The sequence below is a fragment of the Anianabacter salinae genome (genome assembly GCF_019061145.1).
GTDB lineage: Bacteria > Pseudomonadota > Alphaproteobacteria > Rhodobacterales > Rhodobacteraceae > Anianibacter > Anianibacter salinarum.
Map to the genome: position 1 here is coordinate 329,900 of NZ_JAHQZS010000001.1, position 25,825 is coordinate 355,724.

General features: G+C 62.9%; 24 protein-coding genes. 17 read left to right on the top strand and 7 right to left on the bottom strand.

The genetic code is table 11. From position 1 onward, the window contains the following. Positions 1–18: 18 nt before the first annotated feature. Positions 19–780, bottom strand: a complete 762-nt coding sequence (locus KTJ87_RS01690) for a DeoR/GlpR family DNA-binding transcription regulator (RefSeq protein WP_267137331.1) — start codon at positions 778–780, stop codon at positions 19–21. 245 nt (positions 781–1,025) lie between these two features. On the opposite strand from KTJ87_RS01690, the gene glpD reads away from it, so the two are divergent. From glpD to KTJ87_RS01735, 9 genes are all read left to right on the top strand, one after another. Further along, positions 1,026–2,618 carry a glycerol-3-phosphate dehydrogenase gene (gene glpD, locus KTJ87_RS01695; protein WP_267137332.1) on the top strand — a complete coding sequence of 531 codons (1,593 nt, stop codon included), beginning with the start codon at positions 1,026–1,028 and terminating at the stop codon, positions 2,616–2,618. A gap of 10 nt (positions 2,619–2,628) precedes the next feature. Continuing rightward, positions 2,629–3,717: an ABC transporter ATP-binding protein gene (locus tag KTJ87_RS01700; protein WP_267137333.1), complete on the top strand. Its 1,089-nt coding sequence runs from the start codon at positions 2,629–2,631 to the stop codon at positions 3,715–3,717. Positions 3,718–3,728: 11 nt separating this feature from the next. Then, on the top strand, positions 3,729–4,805 hold the full coding sequence (locus tag KTJ87_RS01705) for an ABC transporter ATP-binding protein (RefSeq protein WP_267137334.1): 1,077 nt from the start codon (positions 3,729–3,731) through the stop codon (positions 4,803–4,805). Continuing rightward, entirely contained in the window at positions 4,805–5,677 is an 873-nt protein-coding gene (locus KTJ87_RS01710; protein WP_267137335.1) for a carbohydrate ABC transporter permease, read from the top strand. The genes KTJ87_RS01705 and KTJ87_RS01710 overlap by 1 nt, the downstream gene beginning before the upstream one ends. Further along, entirely contained in the window at positions 5,677–6,528 is an 852-nt protein-coding gene (locus tag KTJ87_RS01715) for a carbohydrate ABC transporter permease (RefSeq protein WP_267137336.1), read from the top strand. Before KTJ87_RS01710 ends, KTJ87_RS01715 begins: the two co-directional genes overlap by 1 nt. A gap of 12 nt (positions 6,529–6,540) precedes the next feature. Further along, complete coding sequence (locus tag KTJ87_RS01720; protein ID WP_267137337.1) at positions 6,541–6,816, top strand: DUF2160 domain-containing protein; 276 nt, start codon at positions 6,541–6,543, stop codon at positions 6,814–6,816. A 99-nt stretch (positions 6,817–6,915) separates the two neighbouring features. Beyond that, positions 6,916–8,592, top strand: coding sequence for an ABC transporter substrate-binding protein (locus KTJ87_RS01725; protein WP_407650447.1), 1,677 nt, complete (start codon positions 6,916–6,918; stop codon positions 8,590–8,592). A gap of 106 nt (positions 8,593–8,698) precedes the next feature. After that, the gene (glpK, locus tag KTJ87_RS01730; RefSeq protein ID WP_267137339.1) at positions 8,699–10,189 is read left to right on the top strand and encodes a glycerol kinase GlpK; all 1,491 of its coding nucleotides are present in this window, start codon (positions 8,699–8,701) and stop codon (positions 10,187–10,189) included. A gap of 20 nt (positions 10,190–10,209) precedes the next feature. After that, complete coding sequence (locus tag KTJ87_RS01735) at positions 10,210–11,334, top strand: iron-containing alcohol dehydrogenase (RefSeq protein ID WP_267137340.1); 1,125 nt, start codon at positions 10,210–10,212, stop codon at positions 11,332–11,334. 118 nt (positions 11,335–11,452) lie between these two features. Here the strand turns inward: KTJ87_RS01735 and KTJ87_RS01740 are convergent, their stop codons facing one another. From KTJ87_RS01740 to KTJ87_RS01750, 3 genes are all read right to left on the bottom strand, one after another. Beyond that, positions 11,453–12,502 carry an MBL fold metallo-hydrolase gene (locus KTJ87_RS01740; RefSeq protein WP_267137341.1) on the bottom strand — a complete coding sequence of 350 codons (1,050 nt, stop codon included), beginning with the start codon at positions 12,500–12,502 and terminating at the stop codon, positions 11,453–11,455. 232 nt (positions 12,503–12,734) lie between these two features. Beyond that, the gene (locus tag KTJ87_RS01745; RefSeq protein WP_267137342.1) at positions 12,735–13,409 is read right to left on the bottom strand and encodes a GntR family transcriptional regulator; all 675 of its coding nucleotides are present in this window, start codon (positions 13,407–13,409) and stop codon (positions 12,735–12,737) included. An 18-nt stretch (positions 13,410–13,427) separates the two neighbouring features. After that, on the bottom strand, positions 13,428–13,814 hold the full coding sequence (locus KTJ87_RS01750) for a YciI family protein (protein WP_267137343.1): 387 nt from the start codon (positions 13,812–13,814) through the stop codon (positions 13,428–13,430). Between the two features lie 83 nt (positions 13,815–13,897). Here KTJ87_RS01750 and KTJ87_RS01755 point away from each other — a divergent pair, with 83 nt between their 5' ends. The 8 genes from KTJ87_RS01755 (at position 13,898) to KTJ87_RS01790 (ending at position 22,925) form a co-directional block, all read left to right on the top strand. Then, complete coding sequence (locus KTJ87_RS01755) at positions 13,898–14,776, top strand: fumarylacetoacetate hydrolase family protein (protein WP_267137344.1); 879 nt, start codon at positions 13,898–13,900, stop codon at positions 14,774–14,776. Next, the gene (locus KTJ87_RS01760) at positions 14,773–15,438 is read left to right on the top strand and encodes a malonic semialdehyde reductase (RefSeq protein ID WP_267137345.1); all 666 of its coding nucleotides are present in this window, start codon (positions 14,773–14,775) and stop codon (positions 15,436–15,438) included. The genes KTJ87_RS01755 and KTJ87_RS01760 overlap by 4 nt, the downstream gene beginning before the upstream one ends. A 12-nt stretch (positions 15,439–15,450) precedes the next feature. Then, positions 15,451–15,909 carry an OsmC family protein gene (locus KTJ87_RS01765; RefSeq protein WP_267137346.1) on the top strand — a complete coding sequence of 153 codons (459 nt, stop codon included), beginning with the start codon at positions 15,451–15,453 and terminating at the stop codon, positions 15,907–15,909. Between the two features lie 43 nt (positions 15,910–15,952). After that, positions 15,953–17,026 carry a C4-dicarboxylate TRAP transporter substrate-binding protein gene (locus KTJ87_RS01770; protein WP_267137347.1) on the top strand — a complete coding sequence of 358 codons (1,074 nt, stop codon included), beginning with the start codon at positions 15,953–15,955 and terminating at the stop codon, positions 17,024–17,026. Positions 17,027–17,058: 32 nt separating this feature from the next. Further along, on the top strand, positions 17,059–17,625 hold the full coding sequence (locus KTJ87_RS01775) for a TRAP transporter small permease subunit (protein ID WP_267137348.1): 567 nt from the start codon (positions 17,059–17,061) through the stop codon (positions 17,623–17,625). After that, positions 17,622–18,926 (top strand): TRAP transporter large permease, encoded by a 1,305-nt coding sequence (locus tag KTJ87_RS01780; RefSeq protein ID WP_267137349.1) that lies wholly within the window; start codon positions 17,622–17,624, stop codon positions 18,924–18,926. Before KTJ87_RS01775 ends, KTJ87_RS01780 begins: the two co-directional genes overlap by 4 nt. Positions 18,927–18,938: 12 nt before the next feature. After that, a complete protein-coding gene (locus KTJ87_RS01785) occupies positions 18,939–19,808 on the top strand; it encodes a dioxygenase family protein (RefSeq protein ID WP_267137350.1) in 870 nt (289 codons plus the stop codon). A 381-nt stretch (positions 19,809–20,189) separates the two neighbouring features. Next, on the top strand, positions 20,190–22,925 hold the full coding sequence (locus KTJ87_RS01790; protein WP_267137351.1) for a beta strand repeat-containing protein: 2,736 nt from the start codon (positions 20,190–20,192) through the stop codon (positions 22,923–22,925). 56 nt (positions 22,926–22,981) lie between these two features. Here the strand turns inward: KTJ87_RS01790 and KTJ87_RS01795 are convergent, their stop codons facing one another. The 3 genes from KTJ87_RS01795 to KTJ87_RS01805 form a co-directional block, all read right to left on the bottom strand. Further along, entirely contained in the window at positions 22,982–23,437 is a 456-nt protein-coding gene (locus KTJ87_RS01795) for a MarR family winged helix-turn-helix transcriptional regulator (protein WP_267137352.1), read from the bottom strand. Continuing rightward, positions 23,430–24,578: an Acg family FMN-binding oxidoreductase gene (locus KTJ87_RS01800; protein WP_267137353.1), complete on the bottom strand. Its 1,149-nt coding sequence runs from the start codon at positions 24,576–24,578 to the stop codon at positions 23,430–23,432. The genes KTJ87_RS01795 and KTJ87_RS01800 overlap by 8 nt, the downstream gene beginning before the upstream one ends. A 160-nt stretch (positions 24,579–24,738) precedes the next feature. After that, entirely contained in the window at positions 24,739–25,824 is a 1,086-nt protein-coding gene (locus KTJ87_RS01805) for a hybrid-cluster NAD(P)-dependent oxidoreductase (protein ID WP_323371577.1), read from the bottom strand. Position 25,825 lies beyond the last annotated feature (1 nt).

The following is a 25,825-nucleotide window of genomic DNA, read 5'->3' on the forward strand; positions in this document are numbered from 1 at the left end:
ATCGGCACGCCCGGGCGATCAGGGCGCCACAGTCACCTTGGTCCCCCACTCGGCACAGGCACGTTCAAGGTCTCCGGGAAGCGGCCGATCTGTATAGAACTCGTCGATTTCCGAGAGCGAGGTGATGCGGGCGGGGGCGCTGCGCTTGAACTTTGAATGGTCGGCGACCAGGAACGTGCGCCGCGCCTGTTTCAGGATGGCCTGGCTGACGCTGACCTCCTGAATGTCGAAGTCCAGCAGGTCGCCTTCCCCGTCCAGCGCCGAGCACCCGATCACGGCAAGATCGAACTTGAATTTCCGGATCGTGTCGGTGGCGAGATTCCCGATCAGGCCGCCGTCGAGGCGCCTTAAGTGCCCGCCGGTCACGACGATCTCGCAGGACGGATTGGCCACAAGGATGTTGGCGACGTTCATGTTGTTGGTGACCACCATCAGGTTCTCATGGTGCAGCAAGTCCCTTGCGACGGCCTCGGTGCTGGTGCCGATGTTGAGGAACAGCGAGATGTCGTTCGGAATGCGCGATGCACACGCCTTGGCGATGGCGGCCTTGGACGCGATGTTGAGGGCCCGGCGCGCTTCGTATCCGATGTTGATGGTGCCTGAAGGCAAGACGGCACCGCCGTGGACACGTTCAAGCTTACCGGCATCGGCAAGGTCGGTCAGGTCGCGCCGTATCGTCTGAAGCGTCACGCCGAAATGCTGTGCCAGCCCTTCGACAGTGACCTGCCCCTGGCGCCGGGCGATTTCGAGGATCTCGGGATGACGAAAGCTTTGTGACATCGACGTTTTCGTTTGTCTTCGTTGTGGGCCTGACGGTGCGTGAATGCGCCGAGGAACACAATGGGGATTCGAATTATTCCAAATTATCCCTGTTTCGCGGGTCCTGCGAGAGGGGGTGAGCCCACCCAGACCGCTTGATTTGTGCGTGTTTTTCAAAAAAGGAACAGAAACGAATATTTTGGATTGCGTCGTTGCGCGTCTCGCGGCACAGTCCCGCTATCGCAAAACGAGCAGGGGAGGGCTCGATGACGACCGAGACCGCAGTGGACGACCTGTTCGTGATCGGGGGCGGCATCAATGGATGCGGCATCGCCCGAGACGCTGCTGGCCGCGGTATGTCCGTGACCCTTGCCGAGATGAACGATCTGGCCTCTGCCACGTCCTCGGCCTCGACCAAGCTGTTCCACGGGGGGCTGCGCTATCTCGAATATTTCGAGTTCAGGCTGGTCCGAGAGGCATTGGTCGAGCGCGAAGTGTTGCTGGCAGCGATGCCCCACATCAGCTGGCCGATGAGATTCGTTCTGCCATTTCATAAAGATATGCGTTTCGAATCCAACACGCCCACCTCGCGTCTGCTTAATGTCGTCATGCCGTGGATGAAAGGCCGAAGACCCGCCTGGTTGATCCGGTTCGGGCTGTTTCTTTACGATACCCTGGGCGGGCGAAAAATCCTGCCGGGCACGGCAACGGTGAATCTGAGGGCCGGGCCGGAAGGTGCGCCGCTGCAGGACCGCTTTGCCAAGGCGTATGAATATTCCGACTGCTGGATAGAGGACTCGCGCCTTGTGGTCTTGAATGCCCGCGATGCCGAGGCGCGTGGGGCGCGGATCATGACGCGCACCAAGGTCCTGAGTGCCGAGCGGGATGGCGACCTTTGGCAGGTCGAAACGCACAATACCGAAAGCGGCGCGCGTCAAACCTATCGCGCTCGGATGTTGGTGAATGCCAGTGGACCCTGGGCGGGGGACGTCATTCGGACCAAGCTGCGCATCAATTCGCAAGAGGGCGTGCGGCTGGTGCGCGGCAGCCATGTCGTGACGCGAAAACTGTTCGATCACGGCAAGTGCTATTTCTTCCAGGGGGGCGACGGAAGGATCATTTTCGCGATCCCCTACGAGACGGATTTCACCCTGATCGGCACCACCGACACGGACCACCCGGACCCGTCGGTAAAGCCGGAATGCACCGCCGAAGAACAGCGCTATCTGATTGCCTTCGCCAACCAGTATTTCAAGCAGCAACTGTCCCTGGACGATGTCGTCTGGACCTATTCGGGCGTGCGTCCGCTTTATGATGACGGGGCAAGCAGTGCGACCGCCGCGACGCGCGACTACACGCTGACGGTCGACGTCGCCGGTGGGGCGCCCGTTCTGAACGTGTTCGGCGGCAAGATCACGACGTATCGCCGCCTTGCGGAAAGCGCGCTGGACAAGATCAACGGGCATGTTCCGGCTACAGGCGGGCCGTGGACGGCTGGTGTGCCGCTGCCGGGGGGCGATTTCCCGGTCGGTGCCGTGGACCGCCTCGTTGCGGACCTGCGCGCCGCCTATCCGTTCCTGTCCGGACCCTGGGCGCTGCGGCTTGTGCGCGCCTATGGCACCGATGCGCGCCTCGTCCTTGGAGATGCCAAATCCGCCGCCGACCTTGGCCGCGACTTCGGCGCCACCCTGACCGAGGCCGAGGTCCGTTGGCTGGCGGACAAGGAATATGCCCACACGGCGGATGATGTGATCTGGAGACGCTCGAAGCTTGGGCTGCGCCTGACGGCGCAGGAGATCAAGGACCTGGACGACTGGATGGCGCGCAACCGCCCGTCCATCGCCGCTGCGGCGGAATGAGGAGGAACCGATGACGCTGGACCTGAAAGGCGTGTCGAAGATCGTGGACAACCAGACGCATGTCTATCCCACGGACCTGACGCTTGAGAAAGGGACGATGAATGTCCTTCTCGGCCCGACGTCGTCGGGGAAGACTTCGTTGATGCGCTTGATGGCGGGGCTCGATGTTCCGGCAGAGGGCAGGATCTATTGGAATGGCTCGGACGTCACCGGGATGCGGGTGCAAGAGCGCAAGGTGGCGATGGTCTACCAGCAGTTCATCAATTACCCGTCGATGACCGTCTACGACAACATCGCGTCGCCCATGAAGCTGCTGGGCGTGGACAAGGCAGAGATCGACCGCCGGGTGCGCGAGACCGCCGAGATGATGAAGCTGTCGCCGATGCTTGACCGCAAGCCGCTCGAATTGTCGGGGGGGCAGCAGCAGCGCTGCGCTCTTGCGCGGGCGCTGGTCAAGAATGCCGGGCTTGTCCTTCTGGACGAGCCGCTGGCGAACCTCGACTACAAGCTGCGCGAGGAGATGCGCGTCGAGATCCCGAGGATCTTCGAAGCCTCTGGCGCGATCTTTGTCTACGCGACGACTGAGCCGGAAGAAGCGCTTTTGCTTGGGGGCAACACCGCGACCCTGTGGGAAGGCCGTGTCACCCAGTTCGGCCCGACGCCCGAGGTTTACCGCAAGCCCGTCGATGCGACGACGGCGCGGGTCTTTTCCGACCCGCCAATGAACTTTCTTCAGGTGTCCAAGACCGGAAATCGCCTGATGTTCGGCAAGGGGCAAAGCGCGCCCGCGACTGGCAGGCTCGCCGACCTGGCCGATGGCCGATACATCGCCGGGTTCCGTCCGAACCACCTCGAGATCGATCAGCACGCGGATGATGCGCTGAAATTCAACACTACGCTCGCCGTGACGGAGCTGACCGGGTCCGAGACCTTTGTGCATCTCGACCATGACGGCGAGCGCTGGGTCGGCCTTGTCCACGGGATCTATCACCTGCCGATCGGAGAAGAACTGAGCGTCTGGCTCGACCCCCGGCATGTCTACGTATTCGCCGAAGACGGTGGCCTGGTCGCGCCCGCCGCCTATGCGCTTGCGGCCTGAGGGAGGACAAGATGGCGAAGATCACACTCGACAATCTGGCGCATTCCTACCTGCCGAACCCGGCAAGTGACGACGACTATGCGCTGAAAGAACTGAACCACGATTGGCAGGACGGCGCGGCCTATGCGCTGCTTGGCTCGTCGGGCTGCGGAAAATCGACCCTGCTGAACATCATCTCGGGCCTGCTTCAGCCGTCGCAGGGGCGCATCCTGTTCGATGATGTCGACGTCACGCATCAGGCCACGGCAGAGCGCAACATCGCGCAGGTGTTCCAGTTTCCGGTCGTCTACGACACCATGACGGTGCGCGAGAACCTTGCCTTTCCGCTGCGCAACCGGGGCGGCGACGAAGCTGCCATCGCGGCGCGCGTGAACGAGATCGCGCAGATGATCGGCATGGAGGACGTGCTGTCGAAGAAGGCGCGCGGGCTGACGGCGGATGCCAAGCAGAAGATCAGCCTTGGCCGGGGCATGGTGCGCAAGGACGTCAACGCGCTGTTGTTCGACGAGCCGCTGACGGTGATCGACCCGCACATGAAGTGGGAACTGCGCACGCAGCTCAAGAAGCTCCACCACGATTTCGGCCATACGATGATCTACGTCACGCACGACCAGACCGAGGCGCTGACCTTCGCCGACAAGGTGGTGGTGATGTACGAGGGCCGCGTCGTCCAGATCGGCACGCCCGAGGAGTTGTTCGAGCGCCCCGACCACACCTTTGTCGGCTACTTCATCGGCTCGCCCGGCATGAACGTGATGCCTGCAAGGGTCGAGGGCAGCCGCGCCTATGTCGAGGGCACCGAGATCGTGCTCACCCAAGGATACCAGCCGCTTGAAGGCAGGGTCGAGATCGGCGTGCGCCCCGAATACGCGCGCCTGACACAATCCGAGGGCATGCCGGTCAAGGTGCGCCGGGTCGAGGATGTCGGGCGGCACAAGATCATCCGCGCCGAGTGCTTCGGCCATGACATCAACATCATCGCGGGCGAGGACGATCGGATCAGCGCGGACATGAACCGCGTCAGCTTTGATCCCGCCCATGTGAATGTCTACGCCAACGACTGGCGCGTGCAGGGAGAGGCCGCCTGATGGAAAAGACAGTCAATCAAAAGGCCTGGTTTCTGGTCTTGCCGGTCCTCGTGCTGGTGGCCTTTTCGGCGATCATCCCGCTGATGACCGTGGTGAACTATTCGGTTCAGGACAGCTTTGGTCAAAACCAGTTCTTCTGGGCGGGCCTCGTCTGGTTCGAGGATCTTCTGCATTCCGAACGCATGTGGGACGCGCTTGGCCGCCAGCTTTTCTTTTCGGGGGCAATCCTTGCGATTGAGGTGCCGCTGGGGGTTTTCGTGGCGCTGAACATGCCGAAAAAGGGTCTCTGGGCCTCGGTCTGCCTTGTCCTGATGTCCTTGCCCCTGCTTATTCCATGGAACGTCGTCGGCACGATCTGGCAGGTGTTTGCCCGCACCGACATCGGGCTTCTGGGCTACACGCTCGACTCCCTCGGCATCAATTACAACTACACCCAGAATGCGGCCCATGCCTGGATCACGATCATCGTGATGGATGTCTGGCACTGGACCTCGCTGGTCGCCTTGCTGGCCTATGCCGGTCTGCAGTCGATCCCGAACGCCTACTACCAGGCTGCACGGATCGACCAGGCCAGCCGGTGGGCCGTGTTCCGCTACATCGAGTTGCCCAAGATGATGGGCGTGCTGATGATCGCCATCCTGCTGCGCTTCATGGACAGCTTCATGATCTACACCGAGCCGTTCGTCGTCACCGGCGGCGGGCCCGGCAACGCCACGACGCTGCTGTCGATCGACCTCGTCAAGATGGCCTTGGGCCAGTTCGACCTGGGCAACGCGGCGGCCTTCTCGATCATGTATTTCCTCGTGATCCTGGCGATCTCGTGGGTGTTCTACACCGTGATGGTCAACCTCGACAAAAGGGACACCAAGTGATGGCTGACCTGACCGCAACCCGCCCTGCGTCGCGTAGCTTTCCAGTCCTGAAGGTCAACGGATCGGCTGTGGTGATGGTGATCTACCTCGCCTTCCTGCTGATCCCGATCTACTGGCTGCTGACCATGAGCCTGAAGACGAACTCCGAGATCCTCGGGGGGTTTTCGCTGGTGCCGCAGAACCCGACGATCGCGAACTATGTCACCATCCTGACCGATGCGTCCTGGTACATGGGCTACGTGAATTCGTTGATCTACGTGGTGATGAACACGGTCATCTCGCTGGCCGTCGCCTTGCCCGCAGCCTACGCATTCTCGCGCTACAGCTTTCTGGGCGACAAGCACCTGTTCTTCTGGCTGCTGACCAACCGCATGGCGCCGCCCGCCGTCTTCGCACTGCCGTTCTTTCAGCTGTATTCGTCGGTTGGCCTGTTCGACACGCATATCGCGGTCGCTCTGGCGCATTGCCTGTTCAACGTGCCGCTGGCGGTGTGGATCCTTGAAGGCTTCATGCGCGGCGTTCCGAAAGAGATCGACGAGACCGCATATATCGACGGCTACAGCTTTCCGAAGTTCTTTGTGAAGATCTTCACGCCGCTGATCGCCAGCGGGATCGGCGTCGCCGCGTTCTTCTGCTTCATGTTCAGCTGGGTCGAGCTTTTGTTGTCGCGCACGCTGACCAGCGTGGATGCCAAGCCGATCGCGTCCACGATGACCCGGACCGTCGGTGCAAGCGGCGTCGACTGGGGCGTGCTGGCTGCGGCCGGTGTCCTGACGATCATCCCCGGCGCGCTCGTGATCTATTTCGTGCGCAATTACATCGCCAAGGGCTTTGCCCTGGGCCGCGTATAAGGAGGACAGCCCATGGCATGGATGGCCTGGACACTGCCAACGGCACTTTTCTTCGTCGTGATCGCAAGCCTTCTGGTGGTGTTCACGATCCTTGCAATCAAGTTCCCAGAGACGCCGCGCCGCGGTGTCCTGGGGATCGAGACGACACGCGGTGATCGCCTGTTCATCACGCTTCTGGGGTCGGCCTTCATCAACCTCGCGTGGATGGGTGTCATCGGCCCCGAGCTTCAGCCCTATGCGCTGATCGTATGCCTGGTCTACGCCGCAGCGGTTTTCCGCTTCGTCTGAGACCACGCGACCGGTGCCGGAAAGACCCGGTGCCAGACTAAAGCAAATGCAACCAAGGGAGGACTACTTATGAAATGTCTTTATAGATCGAGCACGGCCATGGGCCTTGCGCTGATGATGGGGGGCAGCCCTGCGTTCGCGGATATGGAGGCGGCGCGCGCGTTCCTCGACGAGAGGATCGAGCGGTCTGCGCTGACCCGCGAGCAGCAGGAGGAAGAGCTGCAGTGGTTCATCGACGCGGCAGAGCCCTATCAGGGCATGTCGATCAACGTGGTGTCCGAGACCATCGCCACCCACGAATACGAAAGCCAGGTGCTTGCGCCTGCCTTCACCGCGATCACCGGCATCGAGGTCACGCATGACCTGATCGGCGAGGGCGACGTTGTCGAACGCCTGCAAACCCAGATGCAGACCGGCGAGAACGTCTATGACATGTATGTCAATGACGCTGACCTGATCGGCACCCACTGGCGTTACCAGCAGGTGCGCAACCTGACCGACTTCATCGCCGGGGAGGGCGCCGAGGTCACCAATCCCAACCTCGATCTTGAGGATTTCATCGGAACCTCGTCGGCCACTGGCCCGGACGGCAAGCTGTACCAGCTTCCGGTTCAGCAGTTCGCGAACCTCTACTGGTTCCGGCATGACTGGTTCACCGACCCGGAAATCATGGCCGATTTCGAGGAACAGTATGGCTATGAGCTGGGCGTTCCGGTCAACTGGTCGGCCTATGAGGACATCGCCGAATTCTTCACCGGGCGCGAGATCGACGGCCAGACCGTCTATGGCAACATGGACTACGGGCGTCGCCACCCAAGCCTTGGCTGGCGCTTTACCGATGCCTGGATGTCGATGGCGGGGATGGGCGACAAGGGTCTGCCCAACGGTGTGCCGGTCGATGAATGGGGCATCCGCGTCAACGACGACTTCCAGCCTGTCGGGTCGTGCATGTCGCGTGGCGGGGCAACCAACAGCCCGGCCGCTGTCTACGCGATCGAGAAGTACAAGAACTGGCTGGAAAACTACGCGCCGCCGCAAGCACCGGGCATGACCTTTTCCGAGGCTGGTCCGGTTCCGGGGCAGGGCGCCATCGCGCAGCAGATGTTCCTCTACACGACCTTCGTCGCATCGCTGGTCGATCCCGAGTTGCCGGTGATGAACGAGGACGGCACGCCGAAGTGGCGCCTCGCTCCCAGCCCGCATGGCGCATACTGGGAAGAAGGCATGAAGGTCGGTTACCAGGATGTCGGTTCGGCCACGCTGATGCAGTCGACCCCGGTGGACCGGGCGCAGGCGGCATGGCTTTATGCGCAGTTCATCGCCTCGAAGACGGTGGATATCGAAAAGTCGCACTACGGCCTGACGTTCATCCGCGAAAGCACGCTGAACCACGAAAGCTTTACCGAGCGCGCACCGCGTCTTGGCGGTCTGGTCGAGTTCTACCGCTCGCCCGAGCGCGAGAACTGGACGGATACCGGCTTTAACGTGCCGGACTATCCGCGCCTGGCGCAGCTGTGGTGGCAGAACATCGGCGATGCGTCCTCGGGTGCGAAGACCGCACAAGAGGCGCTCGACAGCCTGTGCGAAGCCCAGGAAAGCGTGATGGAGCGCCTTGAGCGCGCAGGCGTGCAGGGTGACATCGGCCCGATGCTGAACGAGGAGATGGGCGCCGAGCATTGGCTTGAACAGCCCGGCGCACCCAAGCCGAAGCTCGACAACGAAGACCCCGAGCCGGTCACCATCGCCTATGACGAGCTGATCAAGTCCTGGCAGTAAGTCTTGCCATCCGGCCGGGGCCCTTTCGCGGGGCCCCGGCCTTTCTGGATCTTCGGCCGGTCATCGGCCAAGGCGCGGCTTGACGCAACCACCGCAAGGCAGCCCCATGTCCCTTATTCTGGCAATCGACCAGGGAACGACCTCGACCAGGTCGATCCTGTTCGATCAAGATCTCTCCATCGTCACCTCTGCGCAGGAGGAATTCACCCAGCACTACCCGGCGTCGGGATGGGTGGAACATGATCCCTCCGACCTTTGGTCCACGACTGCCGCCACCTGCCGTGCGGTCATGGAAAAGGCCGGGGTGATGGCGGACGGAATCGCCGCGATCGGCATCACCAACCAGCGCGAGACCACCATCGTCTGGGATCGCAAGACAGGCCGTCCGATCCATAACGCGATCGTCTGGCAGGATCGCCGCACGTCGGACATGTGCAAGCGGCTGCACGCGGAGGGTCTGGAAAACACCATCACCGACCGGACGGGCCTGTTGCTCGATCCGTATTTCTCGGGGACCAAGCTGGCGTGGATCCTTGACACCGTGGACGGCGCGCGAGACCGCGCCCGGGCCGGTGAATTGGCCTTCGGAACAGTCGACAGCTGGCTGGTGTGGAACCTGACCGGCGGCAAGGTGCACGTCACGGATGCCACCAACGCCGCGCGGACGATGCTTTACGATATTCGCAAGGGGCGCTGGTCGCAGACGATCTGCGACGCGCTCGACATTCCCATGACGATGTTGCCCGAGGTGCGTGACTGCGCCGCCCGATTTGGCGAAACCCGGTCTGATCTGTTTGGCCGTCCCATCCCTATCCTGGGCATTGCGGGCGACCAGCAGGCGGCCACCATCGGCCAAGCCTGCTTCCAGCCCGGAATGATGAAGTCCACTTACGGCACAGGATGCTTTGCGCTCTTGAACACCGGCGACACTCCGGTCCGGTCGAACAACCGCCTGCTGACGACCATCGCCTACCAGATCGACGGCAAGCCCACCTATGCGCTGGAAGGGTCAATCTTTATTGCCGGTGCGGTGGTGCAATGGCTGCGCGACGGGTTGAAGATTGTCCGCGAGGCAAAGGAAACCCAGCCGCTTGCCGAAACCGCCGACCCTTCGCAAGAGGTCATCATGGTGCCTGCCTTTACCGGCCTCGGGGCACCCTACTGGAACGCCGAATGCCGGGGCGCCGTGTTCGGCCTTACCCGCAATTCCGGGCCTGCCGAGCTTGCGAAAGCTGCGCTTGAAAGCGTTGGGTTCCAGACCCGTGACCTGCTTCAGGCGATGCAGGCAGATTGGTCGGGTGCAGGCGATACCGCGCTGCGGGTCGATGGCGGGATGAGCGCGTCCGACTGGGCGATGCAGTTCTTGTCGGACATTCTTGGCGCACCGGTGGAACGTCCGCGCGTCCTTGAGACGACGGCGATGGGGGCAGCATGGCTGGCCGGGCATAAGGCAGAGATACTGCCCGACATGGACAGCTTTGCAGGCTCCTGGGCCGCAGATGCGCGGTTCACGCCGCAGATCGACCCGGACAACCGCGAGGCGCGCTATTCCGCGTGGAAGCGGGCGGTGAATGCGACGATCGGTTTCGCCGAATGATGGCTGGCGCGAGGCTCGCGGTGCCCAAGCGCACGGTGATTGGACGCGGACGGCGCGCAGCGTTGATGGACTGGGCGGCGGGCCGTCCCGGCGACGTCGTGCTGGTGCGCAGCCGGTCCGCAGCCTGGGCCGACACCGCCGCGCGGCATCTGCAGGCGATGGGCCGCACCGTGCATCTGGTCGAGGCGAGGGGCGAGCCGACCTTGCCCGCCGTCACGGACGTGCGCGACAGCCTGCGCGGGCAGGAGATCGCGATGGTGGTCGCAATCGGCGGCGGGTCGGCCATGGATTTGGGCAAGGCGCTGGCCGCACTTCTGCCATCGGACAGGCAGGTCCTCGATCATCTGGAGGTGGTCGGCAAGGGCCTGCCGCTAGACCGGGATCCGCTGCCCTTTGCCGCCCTTCCCACCACCGCGGGCACCGGCGCCGAGGCGACGAAGAACGCCGTGATCGACATCCCCAACCATGCCCGGAAGGTCAGCCTGCGCGATCCGCGCATGGTGCCGCAGCTTGCCATTCTGGATGCGGACCTGACCTATGGCCTTCCGTGGCCTGTCACGGCAATGACCGGCATGGACGCCGTGACGCAACTGATCGAGCCGTTCCTGTCCCGCAACGCAACGCCTGCCACCGACCAAATTTGCCGCGCCGCGATCGGACCGGCGATGCGCGCGCTTCTGCGGCTGTCGCGGTCAGAGGACCCCAAGGCGCGCCACGTTCTTCTGGTCGCCGCGCATCTGAGCGGGATCGCCTTGGCGAATGCCGGGCTTGGTGCCGTTCACGGCCTCGCAGGTGTGGTCGGCGGACGGACCGGCGCACCGCACGGCGCCATTTGCGCAAGGCTGTTGCCGGGTGTCTTGCAGGCCAATCGCGAGGCGTGCCGCCAGGCAGGCCTTGGGACTGACCGCTTCGACGAAGTCGATGCGATGATCGCCCGCGCGTTCGATGCGCCGGGCCAAAGTGCGGCGGACCTGATCGGCAGCTTTGTCACCGATCTTGATCTTCCAAGCCTGCGGGGACCGGATGCCAGCCGGTTCGACGCAGACGAAATCGCGGCAGATGCGGCGGGATCGTCCTCGATGAAGGCCAATCGCATCGACCTGCCGACCGACGTGTTGGTCAGGGTGCTGCAGTCAGCCGAGTAGCGCCGGGCTGCATGTCGTCACCGGGGCGGAAGCGTTTTGGCTGGTCAATGGCAGGACACAAGGGCATGCGAACAAGGGGTGCAAAGGCCAATGGGGCTGTCCCATTGGCCTTGCTATTTCATTCGCCCACGATCCGCAGCTTGGCCAGATCGGTCCCGACAACAATGTTGCCCTCAAAGCCGCCGTCGCGGGCAGCATCCGAATAATCCGCTTCGGTCATGGGCGCCGGAAGCGGGTAGGGGCCCTGTCGCGGTGCCCCCATCGGCGGAATAAGGTGGGTCAGCATCAGGTGTGCCGCTCCGGTCCGGGCCGCCATTGCACCGAGGTCGGTGGCGGTGCTTTGGCGATAGTAGATCGGTGGCGGGAAGCCGGTGCTGCCATCCGGTCCCATCACCGGGTGGATGGTCGAATGCACGATCACCTCTGCGCCTTGCGCCAAAGCCTCGACCTGTTCGGATGTCGAACTGGAGCGCGGCGGCGCGGGAGTGTCATTGCCCGCATCTCCACCGATCAAGACCGATCCGGCCGGTGTGTCCACCCGGAAGGATGCGTGCCCGGCGATGTGGCGCGAAAAGATTGCAGAAACGGTCACGTCTCCGCTTTGCCAGACCTCTACTGGGTCGTCGGTATCCGCGAACGTCGCCAGTTCAATCAAGTCCGCCGGTCCGCCCGGCAGCCGCACATCGCTTTCCGACAGGCGCTGCGCGATTTCGCCACTTTCGATCATGGGATCACCGATGTGTTCGGCAAAGCCCGCGCAGCTGACCACATGGCCCTGATCCGCCTCGGTATCCTCGGAGCAGATCAGCGGTACCTTGGGACCGGTAGAATTGAAATGCCAGCGCAGCTGCATCATGTCCGGCAGGCCCTCGACGTGGTCCGAGTGCATGTGGGTGAGGAACACCGCAGAAATCTGCCCGACTTGCACGCCGACCTTTGACAGCGCCTGCGTGGTGCCGCGCCCGGCATCGAATTGCATCAGCACATCGCGGCAGTTGTTTTCTTCGGTGCCATAGGTGACCAGCGTGCCAGAGCCGCCTTGGCCGCGAAAGACGGGGGGCCCTCCCTGAACGCCGGTCAGGGTGACTTCCAGGCAATTGGCCGCGACTGCTGGACCCGCCAAGGCCCCCATCGCAAGGGCCGCTGTTGTGACGATCGCATGTTTCATCTGGTCTCCTCCCAAATTGGTTTCAGTGCGTCAGGCAGGTCGTTTTCGGGATAGGTTCGCGTCCTCTGGCGGGGCTGTTCGCTGTGCACAGGTCAAGGTGCCGCCGCGAGCGGACAGCGTGAAAAACGGCACGGGCAAGAAATGGTCAGGCTGCATTCACAATCTCCAGATTGCGATGCCAGCTGAACATAATGTCGATATTTCAGCAAATAGAATCTTTAGATCGATAATATCAGAGCGCGGCCAGCGCCTCTTCAAGATAGCTTCCGGTGCGTTTGTAATGGTCCAGAAGCGCCTCGGCGGAGGCTTCGGCATCGCCGCGCAGGGCCGCGTCGAGGATGCTTCGGTGTTCGGCCGCGGTGTTGCGCTTGCGGTAATCCACGCTCTCGGCTGCAAGATAGCGATAGCGGATGTTCAGGTCGTAAAGCTGGCTGCAAAACCGCAAGAGCACCGGCGAATCCGCATTGTTGAGCAGTTGCATGTGAAACACCTTGTGGGCTTCTTCGAACCCTTGGACGTTCTCCTTGCGATCGGTCTTTTGCATCCGGTGATGCGCGAGCACCAGGCTCTCTTCCCAATCAGGCGTGGCGCGTTCGACGGACTGGCGCAGGGCCATGTCCTCCATCGTGCAGCGCAATGACAGGATTTCCCGAAAGTTCTTCAGGCTGGCGGACGCTGCGCGAAAACCCTTCTGGTCGATCCGTTCCACCAGCATGTCCGAGGTCAGAAGGCTGAGCGCCTCGCGCACAGGCGAGGCCCCGGTGCCCAGAATGCCGCGCAACTTTTCGATCTTGAGCTTTTCGCCCGCGGGTAGCTCCCCCGTGAGGATCATCTTGCGCAGCAAGGTATAGGCCGCCTGCGTGGCAGAAGGCTCGTTGGTGGATGTGGTCGGTTTCTGGACGATCATTTCAGGACCTCCCGGCCACTAACCAATATCAATCGATTTCGTGGAAAGCCCTATCGTCATATTCAGCGACCCCTCGTTTATCAGCCACCGTCTTAGCACAAAGCTTCGCGCGCCCGATTTATGCATGGGATCTGCCTCGGCCAAAGCGCGCGCTTCGTCAAGGTCGCTGGCGCGGTAGATGATAAGGCCGGTTCCTTGCATGTGGTCCCCGGTTTCATCCGACATCGGCCCGGCGAACGCCAGTTTGCCGTCCAGCTCAAGCTGGCGCTGATAGGCAAGATGGTCTGGCAGGTTCGACTTGACGTCTTCGGGTGTGCCGGCGGGCGTGCTGATCGCTGCGTAAAGCTCGAGCGCCAAGGCCCCCCGCGCTTTCGCATCACGTTTGTAATCCGTCCAGGCAACCATACGCTGCTCCAAATAATATCGATTTTTATTGACTCATGTGCGTATTATGGGCAGAAAATATGAAACTGACAAGGATGGCTTGCATGAAATTTCTCGTTGGCACCACCGCTTCCGGCACTTCCGTTTTTGCCGTGGAAGGTGAAAGTGCCTTTGATTTGAAGGCTCTGGACGCAGCGGTCGGAAACGATCTCATGGGGCTGATCGAGAACCCGGACCTGATGAACCGCCTTGGGTCAATGCTGGACAAAGCGACGAGCGTTCCGGTTGCCTCAATCACGCCCGCGTTGCCGGTTGCCCATCCCGGCACGATCATCTGCCTGGGGTTGAACTATGTCGAGCATATCAAGGAAGGCGGCTACGACATCCCGGACTACCCGGCGCTTTTCATGCGGGGCAAGAATTCGATCATGGCGGCAGGCGCGCCAATGGTTCGGCCCACCTGTTCCGAGAAGCTTGATTATGAAGCCGAACTGATGGTCATCATCGGCAAGGGTGGTCGCCATATCGCCGAAGACGACGCGCTTGACCATGTGTTCGGCTATACCGTCTTCAACGATGGCTCGGTGCGGGACTACCAGCGCAAGACGCATCAATGGACCCCCGGCAAGAACTTCGACAATACCGGGGCGATCGGGCCATTCGTCGTGACGCCCGACGAGGTGCCCGCTGGCGCGAGCGGGTTGAGGATCGAAAGCAGGGTCGGCGCCGAAATTCTGCAATCGTCCAACACTGGCAACATGATCTGGTCCGCGGCGCGGTCCATCGCGATCATCTCGGAATACACGACGCTCGAGCCGGGAGACCTGATCGCCTTGGGAACGCCCCCCGGGGTCGGCCATGCAAAAAGGCCGAACCCGCGCTGGCTGCGCCCCGGCGAAACCGTCGAGATCGAGATCGAAGGCATCGGCATCTGTGCCAGCCCGATCATCGATGAAGCCGAAATGACGGTGGCTGCTCAATGAATGCGCCGGGCGGGGCAGCGCTGGATGCCTTGCGCGTCGATGCGCAGCAACGGCACCGGGACCTGAAGGCGCGCATCAGCCGCCTGTCCGATGACGCGATCGCGCTTATCCTGTCAGGTGCGCGGTCTCACTACGCGTGGCAGGACCGGCCCATCCCCGATGGCATGATCGAGGCGATCATCGACCTCACGCTGGCCGGGCCGACCAGCATGAACACGCTGCCTGCGCGCTTTGTCCTGGTGGAAACGCCCGAAGGCAAGGACCGGCTGGCGCGGTCGCTGAAGGCCAAGAACATCGAAAAGATGATGTCTGCGCCGCTGACGGTGATCGTCGCCTACGATCTGCATCACTGGACCCATTTGCCAAGGCTTTTCCCGCACGAAGACCGCAGGCATCTGTTCGACGGCAAGCCGGACTATTCCGAGGATACGGCTTATCGAAACGGCACCCTTCAAGGCGCCTATTTCATGATTGCCGCACGGGCGCTGGGGCTGGATGTCGGGGCGATGTCGGGCTTCTCCAACGAGATCGTGGACCAGGAGTTCTTTGCAGGCACGACGCTTCGGTCGAACTTCCTGTGCAACCTTGGATACGCCGACGAAACCGCGTTGTTTCAAAAGCTTCCGCGCTTTTCGTTCGACGACGTCGTGACCCGCGCCTGATCGGAGGACCGGATGGCCATCAAGATGAAGACAGTCGTTACCTATCGCGCCTCGGCCAGTTGTCCGACGCACGCGCGCACCGAGATTCCGGTGCGCGATCTCAAGGTGGTGATTGACGAGCCGCTCGAGCGCGGTGGCACCAACCTGGGGCCGACGCCGACAGAGACCGCGATGACGGCCCTGGTCGCCTGCACCAATGTCATCGGGCACAAGTGCGCAACAAAGCTTGGCGTTGATCTTGGCACGGTCACGATCGACGCGGAATGCCAGTTCGACCGGCGCGGCGTTCTTCTGGAGGAGGAGATCGACGTGCCGTTTCCCGCCATCACGCTCACTGTGGTGTGCGACACGCCTGCATCACAGGAAGACCTGAAACGAGTCGGGGACGAAACCGCGAAGTTTTGCGCAATCGCCAGATTGTTCGAGGCCGCGGGGACGGACCTGACCGTCAACTGGGTGAAGACCAACTAAATCAACCGGGCCGTCCAAGGCCTGAATCTAGGGAGGAAATGCAATGAAACACCTCAGCAAGACACGCCTGATGGGTGCGGCGCTGGCCACGGTCATGGCCCTGCCTGCCATTGCGCAGGAAACCATCAACGCCGTGGTCATCGACGGCTATCCGGCGCGGGCACTTTGGGTGCAGGAATTCACCGACTTCTTCATCCCCGAGGTCGACAAGCGCCTGGCCGAAACCGGCAACTACAAGATGAACTGGCAGGAGAACTACAGCGGCTCCATCGTGAAGCCCCGCGGCGTCCTGGAAGGCGTGCAGCTGGGTCTGGGCGACATCGGCATCGTGACGACGATCTTCCATTCGTCGAAACTGCCGAGCCAGGGCATCTCGGGCGCCACGCCGTTCGTGTCCTCTGACGCCCGCGCCGTCGCGAGGGCCGTTGACGAGATCGCGCGCGAGTTCCCGGCGATGAACAACGAGTTCGCGGCGCAGAACCAGGTCTATCTTGCCACTGGCGTCGTGCTCGACACCTACCAGGTGTTCTGCTCGTCCGAAGTGTCCTCGGTGGCCGATCTGGAAGGAAAGAAGATCGCCGGTGCGGGCCTCAACCTGCGCTATCTCGAGGGGATCAAGGATGCGGTCGGCGTGCGCGGTGGCCTGACCGACTTCTATAACATGGTCCAGACGGGCCTTGTGGATTGCGCCATGCTTTGGCCCGAAGCGGCGTCCACCTTCAAGATCGCCGAAGTGGCGCCCTACATGATAAAGGCGGACCTTGGTGCGGTGAATTCCAAGACGATCACGGTCAACTCGGACTACTGGGCGGGGCTGCCCGACGAGGTGAAGGCCGTGCTGCAAGAGGTGGCAATCGCCTACCGTGACCATGTGGCGGGGATCGCCATGGACATCGCTGAATCCTCACGCGCAACCTATATCGAACAGGGCGGCAAGATCATCGAGATCTCGGACGAGGATCGCGCGGCATGGGCCAACGCCATGCCGAACATCGCGCAGGAACTGGCCGCAACGCTCGACGCAAATGGCGAGGCGGGGACAGAGATGCTGGCCGCCTATATGGGCAAGCTGGCCGAAGCCGGTTTTACGCCCGTGCGTGACTGGGCTGCGGAATAAGCGCCAAACCGACCCGAGAGAAAGGGCAATCGATGCTCAAGTCTGCAACGGCTGGCCTGTCTCGGGTCGCCAACTCTCTTGCGATCGCGTCCAACGCGCTTGGCACACTGGTCGTGCTTGCGTTGGTCGTGATCCTCAATGTCGACGTGATCGCGCGCGGTGTGTTCTCGACGCCCCTCAAGGGCAGCTACGAGATGGTTCAGTTCTCGGTCGTACTGATCGTGTTCCTGCAACTGGCCGATGTGGTCCGCGTGGATCGCCTGACGCGATCCGACGGGATGCTCAATATCCTGCATGACCGGCGCCCCGCGCTTGCGGCAAACCTGCGACGCATCATCAACGCGGTCTCGGCGATCTTCATGGGATTGATATGCTACATCACCTTCCCGGAATTCCTGAAGATGTGGGGCACGCAGGATTATTTCGGCGTGCCGGGCCTGTTCACCCTGCCTTGGTGGCCCGTCAAGCTGGTCATCGCCTTCGGCACCGGGCTGGCCTGCCTTATCTTCACGCTCAAGGTGATCAGTGCGCAGGACCGGCCCGCGCTGATCCGCGCGCCAGAGCATGACAGTGACGAGTCCCGGGGGGCAGGCAATTGACCCCCATTGAAATCGGCCTGATCTCGGTCGTCGCGATCATCTTCCTGATCTATGCGGGGGTCTACATCCCCGTCGCGCTTGGCGTGGTGTCCTTTGTCTCGATCTGGCTGATGCGGGACAATTTCACGCTGGCGCTCAACCTCTTGAAGGTCGCGGTTGGCGACAGCGCGATGGAGTACAGTTTCGCGACGATCCCATTGTTCACCTTCATGGGACTCGTCGTGTCAAAGGCCGGGCTGGGGCGGGACATCTACGAGGTCATGACTCTGCGGTTTCGCAAGGTCAAAGGCGGGATCGGCATGGCGACGGTGGGGGCCAATGCGGTCTTTGCCGCCGTGACAGGGTCGTCGATCGCCAGCGCGTCGGTGTTCACCAAGGTTTCGGTGCCGCAGATGATGGCGCAGGACTACAATCCGCGCTTCGCCGTGGGGGTCGTGGCGGGATCGTCGGTTCTGGGCATGATCATCCCGCCTTCGGCCATGCTGATCATCTATTCCTTCGTGGCCGAGCAATCGGTCGGCGACATGTTTCTGGCGGGCGTCATTCCCGGCATTCTTCTGGCCATCGCCTATGTCCTGGCCATCTGGCTCATGGGGCGGTTCACCCCCGGCTTTGTGGGCGGCCGGATGATCGAGGACACCGAATGGATGTCGGGGCGCGAGATCGCGTCCAAGACGCTGCCCACGCTCGGGCTGATCGCCATCGTGCTGGGCGGCATCTACACCGGCTGGCTGACGGCGGTCGAGGCGGGGGCGACCGGGGCGCTGGTCGCACTGGTCATTGCGCTTGTACGCAGGTCCATGTCGCCAAGGGCGTTCTGGAACGCGCTGCTCGAGACCGGCCATATCACCGCCGCGATCCTGTTCCTGATCACCGCCGCGTCGATCTACAGCCGCATGCTGGGCCTTGCGGGCCTGCCCAACCAGCTTGAGGATCTGCTGGCGGGGAGTTCGGCGTCGTTCTGGACCGTCATGTTGCTTTATGTCCTGCTGATGCTGTTCCTTGGCACGTTGCTGGACACCGCCTCGATCATCCTGATCGTGGTGCCATTGTTCCTGCCCCTGGTGGAAGCGCTGGACCTGTCTCTGGTCTGGTTCGGCATCGTCACGGTGGTCGGCGCCGAAATCGGGCTATTGACGCCGCCGCTGGGCATATCCTGCTTCGTCATCAAATCGACCATCGATGACGACCGCATCAGTCTCAAGGACGTGTTCATGGGGGCGCTGCCCTTTGCCTTCGTGATGCTGATCGTCCTTTTCATCCTGATCGAATTCCCGATCCTGAGCCTGGCCTTGATCTAAGGAGAATGCTCCATGCGAAGTGTTACCAAGGACAACATCACCGAGATATTCATGGGATATGTCTCGGCGGACGCAGATCCCCGCGTGCGGGAGGTCATGGGGTCGCTTGTCAGACACCTGCATGATTTCGCGCGCGAGACAAATCTGACGCATGAGGAATGGCGCGCCGGAATCGCATTTCTGGAAGGCTGCGCCGCGATCGAAACCGAGGAGAGGCATGAATTTGTCCTCGCGTCGGATGTGCTGGGCCTGTCGTCGCTGGTCGACATGCTGCATTCCTCGCCCGAGGCGACGTCGTCCTCGGTCCTGGGGCCATTCCACGTGTCCGGCGCGCCGCCGCTGGCCTATGGCGGCGACATGAAACGGCACTACGGCGGGCCGGTCCTGCTTGCCGAAGGCACCATCCGCGATACGAACGGCGATCCGATACCCGGCGCGACACTGGACATCTGGCAGACCGCGCCGAACGGGCTTTATGCCAGTCAGGACCAGGACCAGGACACCTATTCCTTCCACGGCCTGATGACCGTTGGCCAAGACGGACGCTATGCCTTCACAACCGTGAAGCCTGTCGAATACACGGTGCCCTCGGACGGGCCGGTGGGCGATATCCTGCGAGCGTGCGGTCGCCACCCCTGGCGCCCGTCGCACCTGCATTTCATCGTGGAAGCGCCGGGGTTCAAGCCACTGGTCACCGAGATCTTCCCCGATGATGACCCCTATCTTGATGAGGATACGGTCTTTGGCGTCCGCTCGGATCTTGTCATGACCTACGTGGAAAAGCCTGCCGCGGATTTCCCCGATGGGATGGCGCTGAGCGGGACCTTGACCGAACCCTTCCTGCACGTCGATTTCGACGTGGTCCTTGGTCGGCAGGCATGACGTGACAGGCCACGCGAGTGCAATTCGAGGTAAGGGGTGGCACTCAGAGGCACATGCAAATATCTGTCTTGCATTATCAATTTGCGAATGATCTGGCCGGGCGATGTCATAGGCGTTGAAGTGCCCCGGGCTTCGTAGACGCCTTCTTGCCTGTTTCTGAGCCAGGAAGGCCAAGATGGGACACAGGTCTTCCGTGCCCGTCTGAGCAACGTGCACAGCGTCGTCCCGGGCGGCCCCGACCCGTTCGCATGCCCTTGTGCCGCGTTTGAATTGGGTTCTCCGTAACACCCGCAACGCGGTTGCGCCGGGGGTCCTTGTTCCTGAAGGTTGACGAAGGGTCAGCCCACTTCCGGGCGCTGCGCGCGTAGAGTGGGGACTTTCATGGCAAATCCGTTTCCGGCAGTGATCGACCTGTCGACGCTCGATGGCAACACCGGGTTCACGATCAACGGCGTGGACGCCAATGACAACAGCGGCAGGTCCGTCGCCTTGGCGGGGGACGTGAACGGCGACGGGATCGACGACATCCTGATCGGGGCCTACGCAGCTGATCCCGGCGGCGACGGCGGTGCAGGCGAGACCTACGTGGTGTTCGGCAAGTCCACCCCCTTCGCGGCCAGCCTCGATCTGTCCACGCTGGACGGGACCACCGGCTTCCGCCTCGACGGGATCGATGCCTTTGATATCAGCGGCTGGTCCGTGTCCTCTGCGGGGGACGTGAACGGCGACGGGATCGCCGACATCCTGATCGCTGCGCCCTTTGCCGCTCCCGGCGGTGACGGCCTTGCTGGCGAGACCTACGTGGTGTTCGGTAAGACCACGCCCTTCGCGGCCAGCCTCGATCTGTCCACGCTGGACGGGACCACCGGCTTCCGCCTCGACGGGATCGATGCGGATGACAACAGCGGCTACTCCGTCGCCTCGGCGGGCGACGTGAACGGCGACGGGATCGCGGACATCCTGATCGGGGCCTACGTGGCCGCTCCCGGCGGGGACATCAATGCAGGCGAGACCTACGTGGTGTTCGGCAAGAACACGCCCTTCGCGGCCAGCCTCGACCTGTCGACGCTCGATGGCATCACCGGCTTCACGATCAACGGCGTGGACGCCGGTGACTTGAGCGGCTTCTCCGTCGCCTCGGCGGGGGACGTGAACGGCGACGGGCTCGACGACATCCTGATCGGGGCCTTCGCAGCCGCTCCCGGCGGTGACGGCGCCGCAGGCGAGACCTACGTGGTGTTCGGCAAGTCCACGCCCTTCGCGGCCAGCCTCGATCTGTCCACGCTGGACGGGACCACCGGGTTTCGGCTCGACGGGATCGATGCGGATGACCGGAGCGGCGTCTCCGTCGCTTCTGCGGGGGACGTGAACGGCGACGGTGTCACGGACCTGCTGATCGGAGCGTATCAGGCCGATCCGGGCGGGGACAACGACGGAGGCGAAACCTATGTGGTGTTCGGCAAGACCACGCCCTTTGCCGCCAGCCTCGATCTGTCCACGCTGGACGGGACCACCGGGTTTCGCCTCGACGGGATCGATGCGAATGACCTCAGCGGCTGGTCCGTCGCCTCTGCGGGGGACGTGAACGGCGACGGGATCGACGATATTCTGATCGGGGCGTACCTGGCCGATCCCGGCGGTGACGGCAATGCAGGCGAGACCTACGTGGTGTTCGGCAAATCCACGCCCTTCGCCGCCAGCCTCGATCTGTCCACGCTGGACGGGACCACCGGGTTCCGCCTCGACGGGATCGATGCGAATGACGCCAGCGGCGTCTCTGTCGCCTCTGCGGGGGACGTGAACGGCGACGGGTTCGACGACTTGCTGATCGGGGCCTACGCAGCTGATCCCGGCGGCCGAGGCGACGCAGGCGAGACCTACGTCATCTACGGTCGCGCGACGATCCCCACCTCGGGCACGGCGGGGAACGATGCGCTGACCATCAACGCGCCGTCGCTGTTCGCGGGCGTCACGTATGACGGCCTTGGCGGCACCGACACGCTGAACCTGTCGGGGTCCGGCACCTTCGACTTCTCCGGCACCACCTTCACAAACATCGAATCCATCTCTGGCCAGGACCAGACGACGAACAAGGCGCTTATCCTCGCTGACGAGGGCCTCGCGCAGTTTCTCGCCCCCGGCAGCTTCGACGGAGCCGCCGACACCATCACCTTCAACAGCTTCACCAACGGCTTTCTCGACCCCGCCGCGATCTTCACCGCCTTAGATGCCGGGTTCGAGACGATCCAGTTCACTTACACCGGCGACACCGCCACCACCGAGTTCAACGCCAACGGCGCGGGCACCGGCGACGACACGATCACTGTCACGATCACCGACGACAATGTCCTCGGCGGCGACAGCGGATACGCGAATGTCGCGCGGACCTTCGACCGGATGGGCGTGCAGACCCAGCGCGTCGCCACCTACGACGATGGCCGCGTGATTACCCTGAACTTCGCCGCCGACGGGTCCGAGCGGATGCTCTCGGCCACCTTTGCCGCCGCCGACGGGACGGTGACGACGACCGCCTATGACGGCGCCGGGCGCCGCACCTCGACCACCACGGGGCCGGACGCGAACGGCAACACCGACACGATCACCTTCGATCCGGCGAGCCAGGCCCTGAGCGCGCGCACGATCAACGACGGCGGCGCGAACGACCAGCCCTACCAGACCCTGACCGACACCTTCGCAGGCGGCGCATTGGCGACGCGCGCGATGGTCCTGGATAACGGCACCTCCTATGTCTACGGCTACGGCGGCTATATCTCTGGCACGGGCGCCACGGACTTCATCATCGGCTCCACAGGTGGAGAATCCGTTAACGGCGGCGCGGGCGCGGACTACATGCAGGGCTTCGGCGGCATGGACACCTTCGTCTTCGCCGTCGGGCACGGCGACGACAGCATCCGCGACTTCGACGACGACGGCGCCGACCTGCTGGACCTGCGCGACTTCGGCGTGACCAGCCGCGACCAGCTCGACGGCGCAGGCGCGATCACCCAGAACCGCGCGAACGTGGTGATCGACCTGACCAGCTTCGGCGGCGACAGCATCACCCTCGTCGAGACCGACCTCGCCATGATCGGCAACGACGACTTCGTCGCGATATAGGCATGGGAGCCCGCGGGCGCGGTCAAGGTAAGAGGCTGGAGGTCAGGCGCGGCGGCCTATTCCGGCGCATCTCGATCCGCATCCAGGACCTTTCGAAGCCTCTCCAGATCAGGAAGAAGGCGCGCCACGACATCGCGAGGAAAGGCTGCGGCGATCCGTGCGATGTCAGGAGCCATGGCGTCGATCGCGTCAGCCCGGAACGTTCGACCAGCATCGGTGATGAAGACCAGTTTGGATCGACCGTCCTGCGGGTTCTTGCGCATCTCGATCAGGCCCGCGCGTTCCAGAACGGTCAAGGAATGCGTCATCGAGTTCTTGGGAACCTGAAACGCCCGAGCAATGGCAAGCGGCGTTCTGCCATCGCCGACCCGCACCAGATGGTTCAACACCGAGAACTGTGCCGTGACGAAGCCCGGCGGCAACCGGGCTTCGAGAAGGGTGCGCGACAACTGTCCGATGATGCCGATCTCGTTCAAGAGCCGGAAATAGTCGGACGTGACGCTGTCAGGCATTCATGATCCTGCTTTCGAGAGGCCACCGCGGGCTGTTTGCGACAACAGGTCCATAGCCGATGCGGGACAACATTTGAACCGTCCCACCCGCGGGCGCAAGGCGTTCATGCACCAGGCGATAAGGTTCGGCCATCTCGGGGAATTCTTGCAGGGCCTGGCTGAGGGGCTGGAACCCAAGGCCCAGCGACGTCGCGGCAAGATTGACGCGCAGCCAGTCTGCCCCGGTCGCGATCTGGGTTTCGCGGCTGTTGTCGGCGGTGACAAGCCAGACGTGTCCCATTGCGGTATCGGTGTTCGCAAAGACCGCGTCCATGCCGGCCTTGTATGCAAGACTTGTCGGGTCGGCGGCGGCCTCACGACTGAACATGCCCGTCAGGTGCATCGCCTCGAACATCGGGCCCGAGAAATCGATGCCGTCCGGGTTTGCGTCCACCTCCCGGCGTCCGATGCGGAACAGATCGACGCTTTCCTGAAAGGTATGAGGAGTCCCTACCTCGATCCTCAGCGCCTCGTGCGTGAGCGTCCGCCATTCGTTCACCTCTGCCGGGTCCACGGTGCCGCCGAACCGCGTGCCATTGCGGACGGGGGGGCCGATCTGCGCCAGCATCTCGGGCGCAACGGTACGATTCACGTCGAACGGTTCCTTGTTGGACCGCCGGACAGGCGCCAGCGCGAACAAGGGATCACGCGCGATCGCTGCGTTGGGTGTCAGGGCTATTCTTGCCACGGGGCGCATGTCGAGGTCGACAGCACTGCTGCCCTGCGGGAAAAGCGCGATCTCGGCCCGATAGCCATCCTCGGCTGCGGCCATGCGCAGAAGTTCCAGAAAGCACCCCAGGCCGATGGTGATCTGCCGGTTGAACGGGTCCGTTTGCGGCAGCAACCGGTCAGGATCCACATGCAGCGTGATGATCCCGTCTTCAGAAAGATCCGCGAGCCAGGGCTGGCGGTTGTGCGGATTGGGGGCAAGCAGGGCCCATGACAAGGCCCGCATGCGCGGGTCTTCGTAGCCGCCCGCCCGGTCCCAGGGAAGGTAAGCCGTCTGCGGTGTGCGTGTGGCCGCATAGCCAAATCCGCCACCCGCTGCCAGAACAGCCCCTCCGCCTACGAGGAAGATCATCTTGCGCCGTGATAGGGTCATCGTCCGCTCCATGGTTCGATATGGAACCAAGATAGTTCGAAGAAGAACCATAATCAAGAGCGCGTTGCGACCCGCGACCCGCTTGCACGGATCGTTCCGGTCCGGTGAGGAAACGCTTCAGGTCAGGGCAAACGCCAACGCCCGTCCCGCAGCCTTGGGATCAGGCGTCGATCTCGACCGCGCCGATCGGCTTGGAGCAGCAGGCCAGGATAAAGCCCGCGTCGATGTCGTCCTCCGAGATGCCGCCGTTGTGCACCATGTGGACCTCTCCGGCGGTCTTGCGGACCTTGCAGGTGCCGCAGACGCCGAACGTGCAGCCCGACGGAATGACGATGCCTGCGCTGCGTGCGACGGCCAGGACCGTGTCGGTCTGCTTGCAGTCGGCCGAGACCTCCGAGCGGGCGAAGGCGACGGACGCGCCGATGTCGTCGTCCGGCACAAGGTCGTCATGCTCGGGAAGCTGCTCTTCCTTCTTGACCGGCGCGGCAAAGCTTTCCTGATGATAGCGGTCCATGTCGTAGCCAAGCGCGATCAGCATTTCGCGCACGGCGTCCATGAAGGGTTCCGGCCCGCAGCAATAGACCTCGCGCTCTAGGTAGTCCCCGGCGATCAGGCCGATCATCAGCTGGTTCAGCCGTCCGCGCAGGCCGGTCCAGACGCGGTAGGGGTCATCGTCCTCGACGATAAAGAACAGCCGGATCGAGGGCACCCGCGATGCCATCTGTTCCAGCCGCTGCCGCGCGATGATGTCCTGCGGCCGGTGCGCGCAGTGCACGAAAGTCACGTCGATGCCGGTGCCGCGATCGTACAGGTAGGTGGTCATCGCCAGCGACGGCGTGATCCCCGACCCGGCCGAGATGAACAGGTATTTCTTCTGTTCCCTGCGGGGGATCGTGAACAGCCCTGCCGGCCCGGTCGCCTTGATCCGCATGCCGGGTTGCAAACGGTCCAGCATCCAGCGCGTACCGATGCTGCCGTTCTGCGCCTTGACCGTCACCGAGATCGTCAGTGGACGCGAGGGCGAGGACGAGATCGTGTAGGTTTTCCACACCGTGCCGCCCGGAACCGGAAGCTCCAGCGTCAGGAATTGCCCCGGCTCATAGCGGAACTGGGCACCCGAAGGCGAAACGAAGCTGAACGTGGCTGTGTTCGGCGCCTCGGGCACGACCGAACAGCAGACCAGCGGTTCCGCGTCCGTCCAGATGCCATCGTCAGCCGTTGCAGTCATGTCCAGTTGCGAGGCCATC

What these genes read in the sequence shown, in the direction of transcription:
- KTJ87_RS01690 (WP_267137331.1), bottom strand. Translation starts at nt 780, where the DNA reads ATGTCACAAAGCTTTCGTCATCCCGAGATCCTCGAAATCGCCCGGCGC.
- glpD (WP_267137332.1), top strand. Translation starts at nt 1,026, where the DNA reads ATGACGACCGAGACCGCAGTGGACGACCTGTTCGTGATCGGGGGCGGC.
- KTJ87_RS01700 (WP_267137333.1), top strand. Translation starts at nt 2,629, where the DNA reads ATGACGCTGGACCTGAAAGGCGTGTCGAAGATCGTGGACAACCAGACG.
- KTJ87_RS01705 (WP_267137334.1), top strand. Translation starts at nt 3,729, where the DNA reads ATGGCGAAGATCACACTCGACAATCTGGCGCATTCCTACCTGCCGAAC.
- KTJ87_RS01710 (WP_267137335.1), top strand. Translation starts at nt 4,805, where the DNA reads ATGGAAAAGACAGTCAATCAAAAGGCCTGGTTTCTGGTCTTGCCGGTC.
- KTJ87_RS01715 (WP_267137336.1), top strand. Translation starts at nt 5,677, where the DNA reads ATGGCTGACCTGACCGCAACCCGCCCTGCGTCGCGTAGCTTTCCAGTC.
- KTJ87_RS01720 (WP_267137337.1), top strand. Translation starts at nt 6,541, where the DNA reads ATGGCATGGATGGCCTGGACACTGCCAACGGCACTTTTCTTCGTCGTG.
- KTJ87_RS01725 (WP_407650447.1), top strand. Translation starts at nt 6,916, where the DNA reads ATGGGCCTTGCGCTGATGATGGGGGGCAGCCCTGCGTTCGCGGATATG.
- glpK (WP_267137339.1), top strand. Translation starts at nt 8,699, where the DNA reads ATGTCCCTTATTCTGGCAATCGACCAGGGAACGACCTCGACCAGGTCG.
- KTJ87_RS01740 (WP_267137341.1), bottom strand. Translation starts at nt 12,502, where the DNA reads ATGAAACATGCGATCGTCACAACAGCGGCCCTTGCGATGGGGGCCTTG.
- KTJ87_RS01745 (WP_267137342.1), bottom strand. Translation starts at nt 13,409, where the DNA reads ATGATCGTCCAGAAACCGACCACATCCACCAACGAGCCTTCTGCCACG.
- KTJ87_RS01750 (WP_267137343.1), bottom strand. Translation starts at nt 13,814, where the DNA reads ATGGTTGCCTGGACGGATTACAAACGTGATGCGAAAGCGCGGGGGGCC.
- KTJ87_RS01755 (WP_267137344.1), top strand. Translation starts at nt 13,898, where the DNA reads ATGAAATTTCTCGTTGGCACCACCGCTTCCGGCACTTCCGTTTTTGCC.
- KTJ87_RS01760 (WP_267137345.1), top strand. Translation starts at nt 14,773, where the DNA reads ATGAATGCGCCGGGCGGGGCAGCGCTGGATGCCTTGCGCGTCGATGCG.
- KTJ87_RS01765 (WP_267137346.1), top strand. Translation starts at nt 15,451, where the DNA reads ATGGCCATCAAGATGAAGACAGTCGTTACCTATCGCGCCTCGGCCAGT.
- KTJ87_RS01770 (WP_267137347.1), top strand. Translation starts at nt 15,953, where the DNA reads ATGAAACACCTCAGCAAGACACGCCTGATGGGTGCGGCGCTGGCCACG.
- KTJ87_RS01775 (WP_267137348.1), top strand. Translation starts at nt 17,059, where the DNA reads ATGCTCAAGTCTGCAACGGCTGGCCTGTCTCGGGTCGCCAACTCTCTT.
- KTJ87_RS01785 (WP_267137350.1), top strand. Translation starts at nt 18,939, where the DNA reads ATGCGAAGTGTTACCAAGGACAACATCACCGAGATATTCATGGGATAT.
- KTJ87_RS01790 (WP_267137351.1), top strand. Translation starts at nt 20,190, where the DNA reads ATGGCAAATCCGTTTCCGGCAGTGATCGACCTGTCGACGCTCGATGGC.
- KTJ87_RS01795 (WP_267137352.1), bottom strand. Translation starts at nt 23,437, where the DNA reads ATGCCTGACAGCGTCACGTCCGACTATTTCCGGCTCTTGAACGAGATC.
- KTJ87_RS01800 (WP_267137353.1), bottom strand. Translation starts at nt 24,578, where the DNA reads ATGACCCTATCACGGCGCAAGATGATCTTCCTCGTAGGCGGAGGGGCT.
- KTJ87_RS01805 (WP_323371577.1), bottom strand. Translation starts at nt 25,824, where the DNA reads ATGGCCTCGCAACTGGACATGACTGCAACGGCTGACGATGGCATCTGG.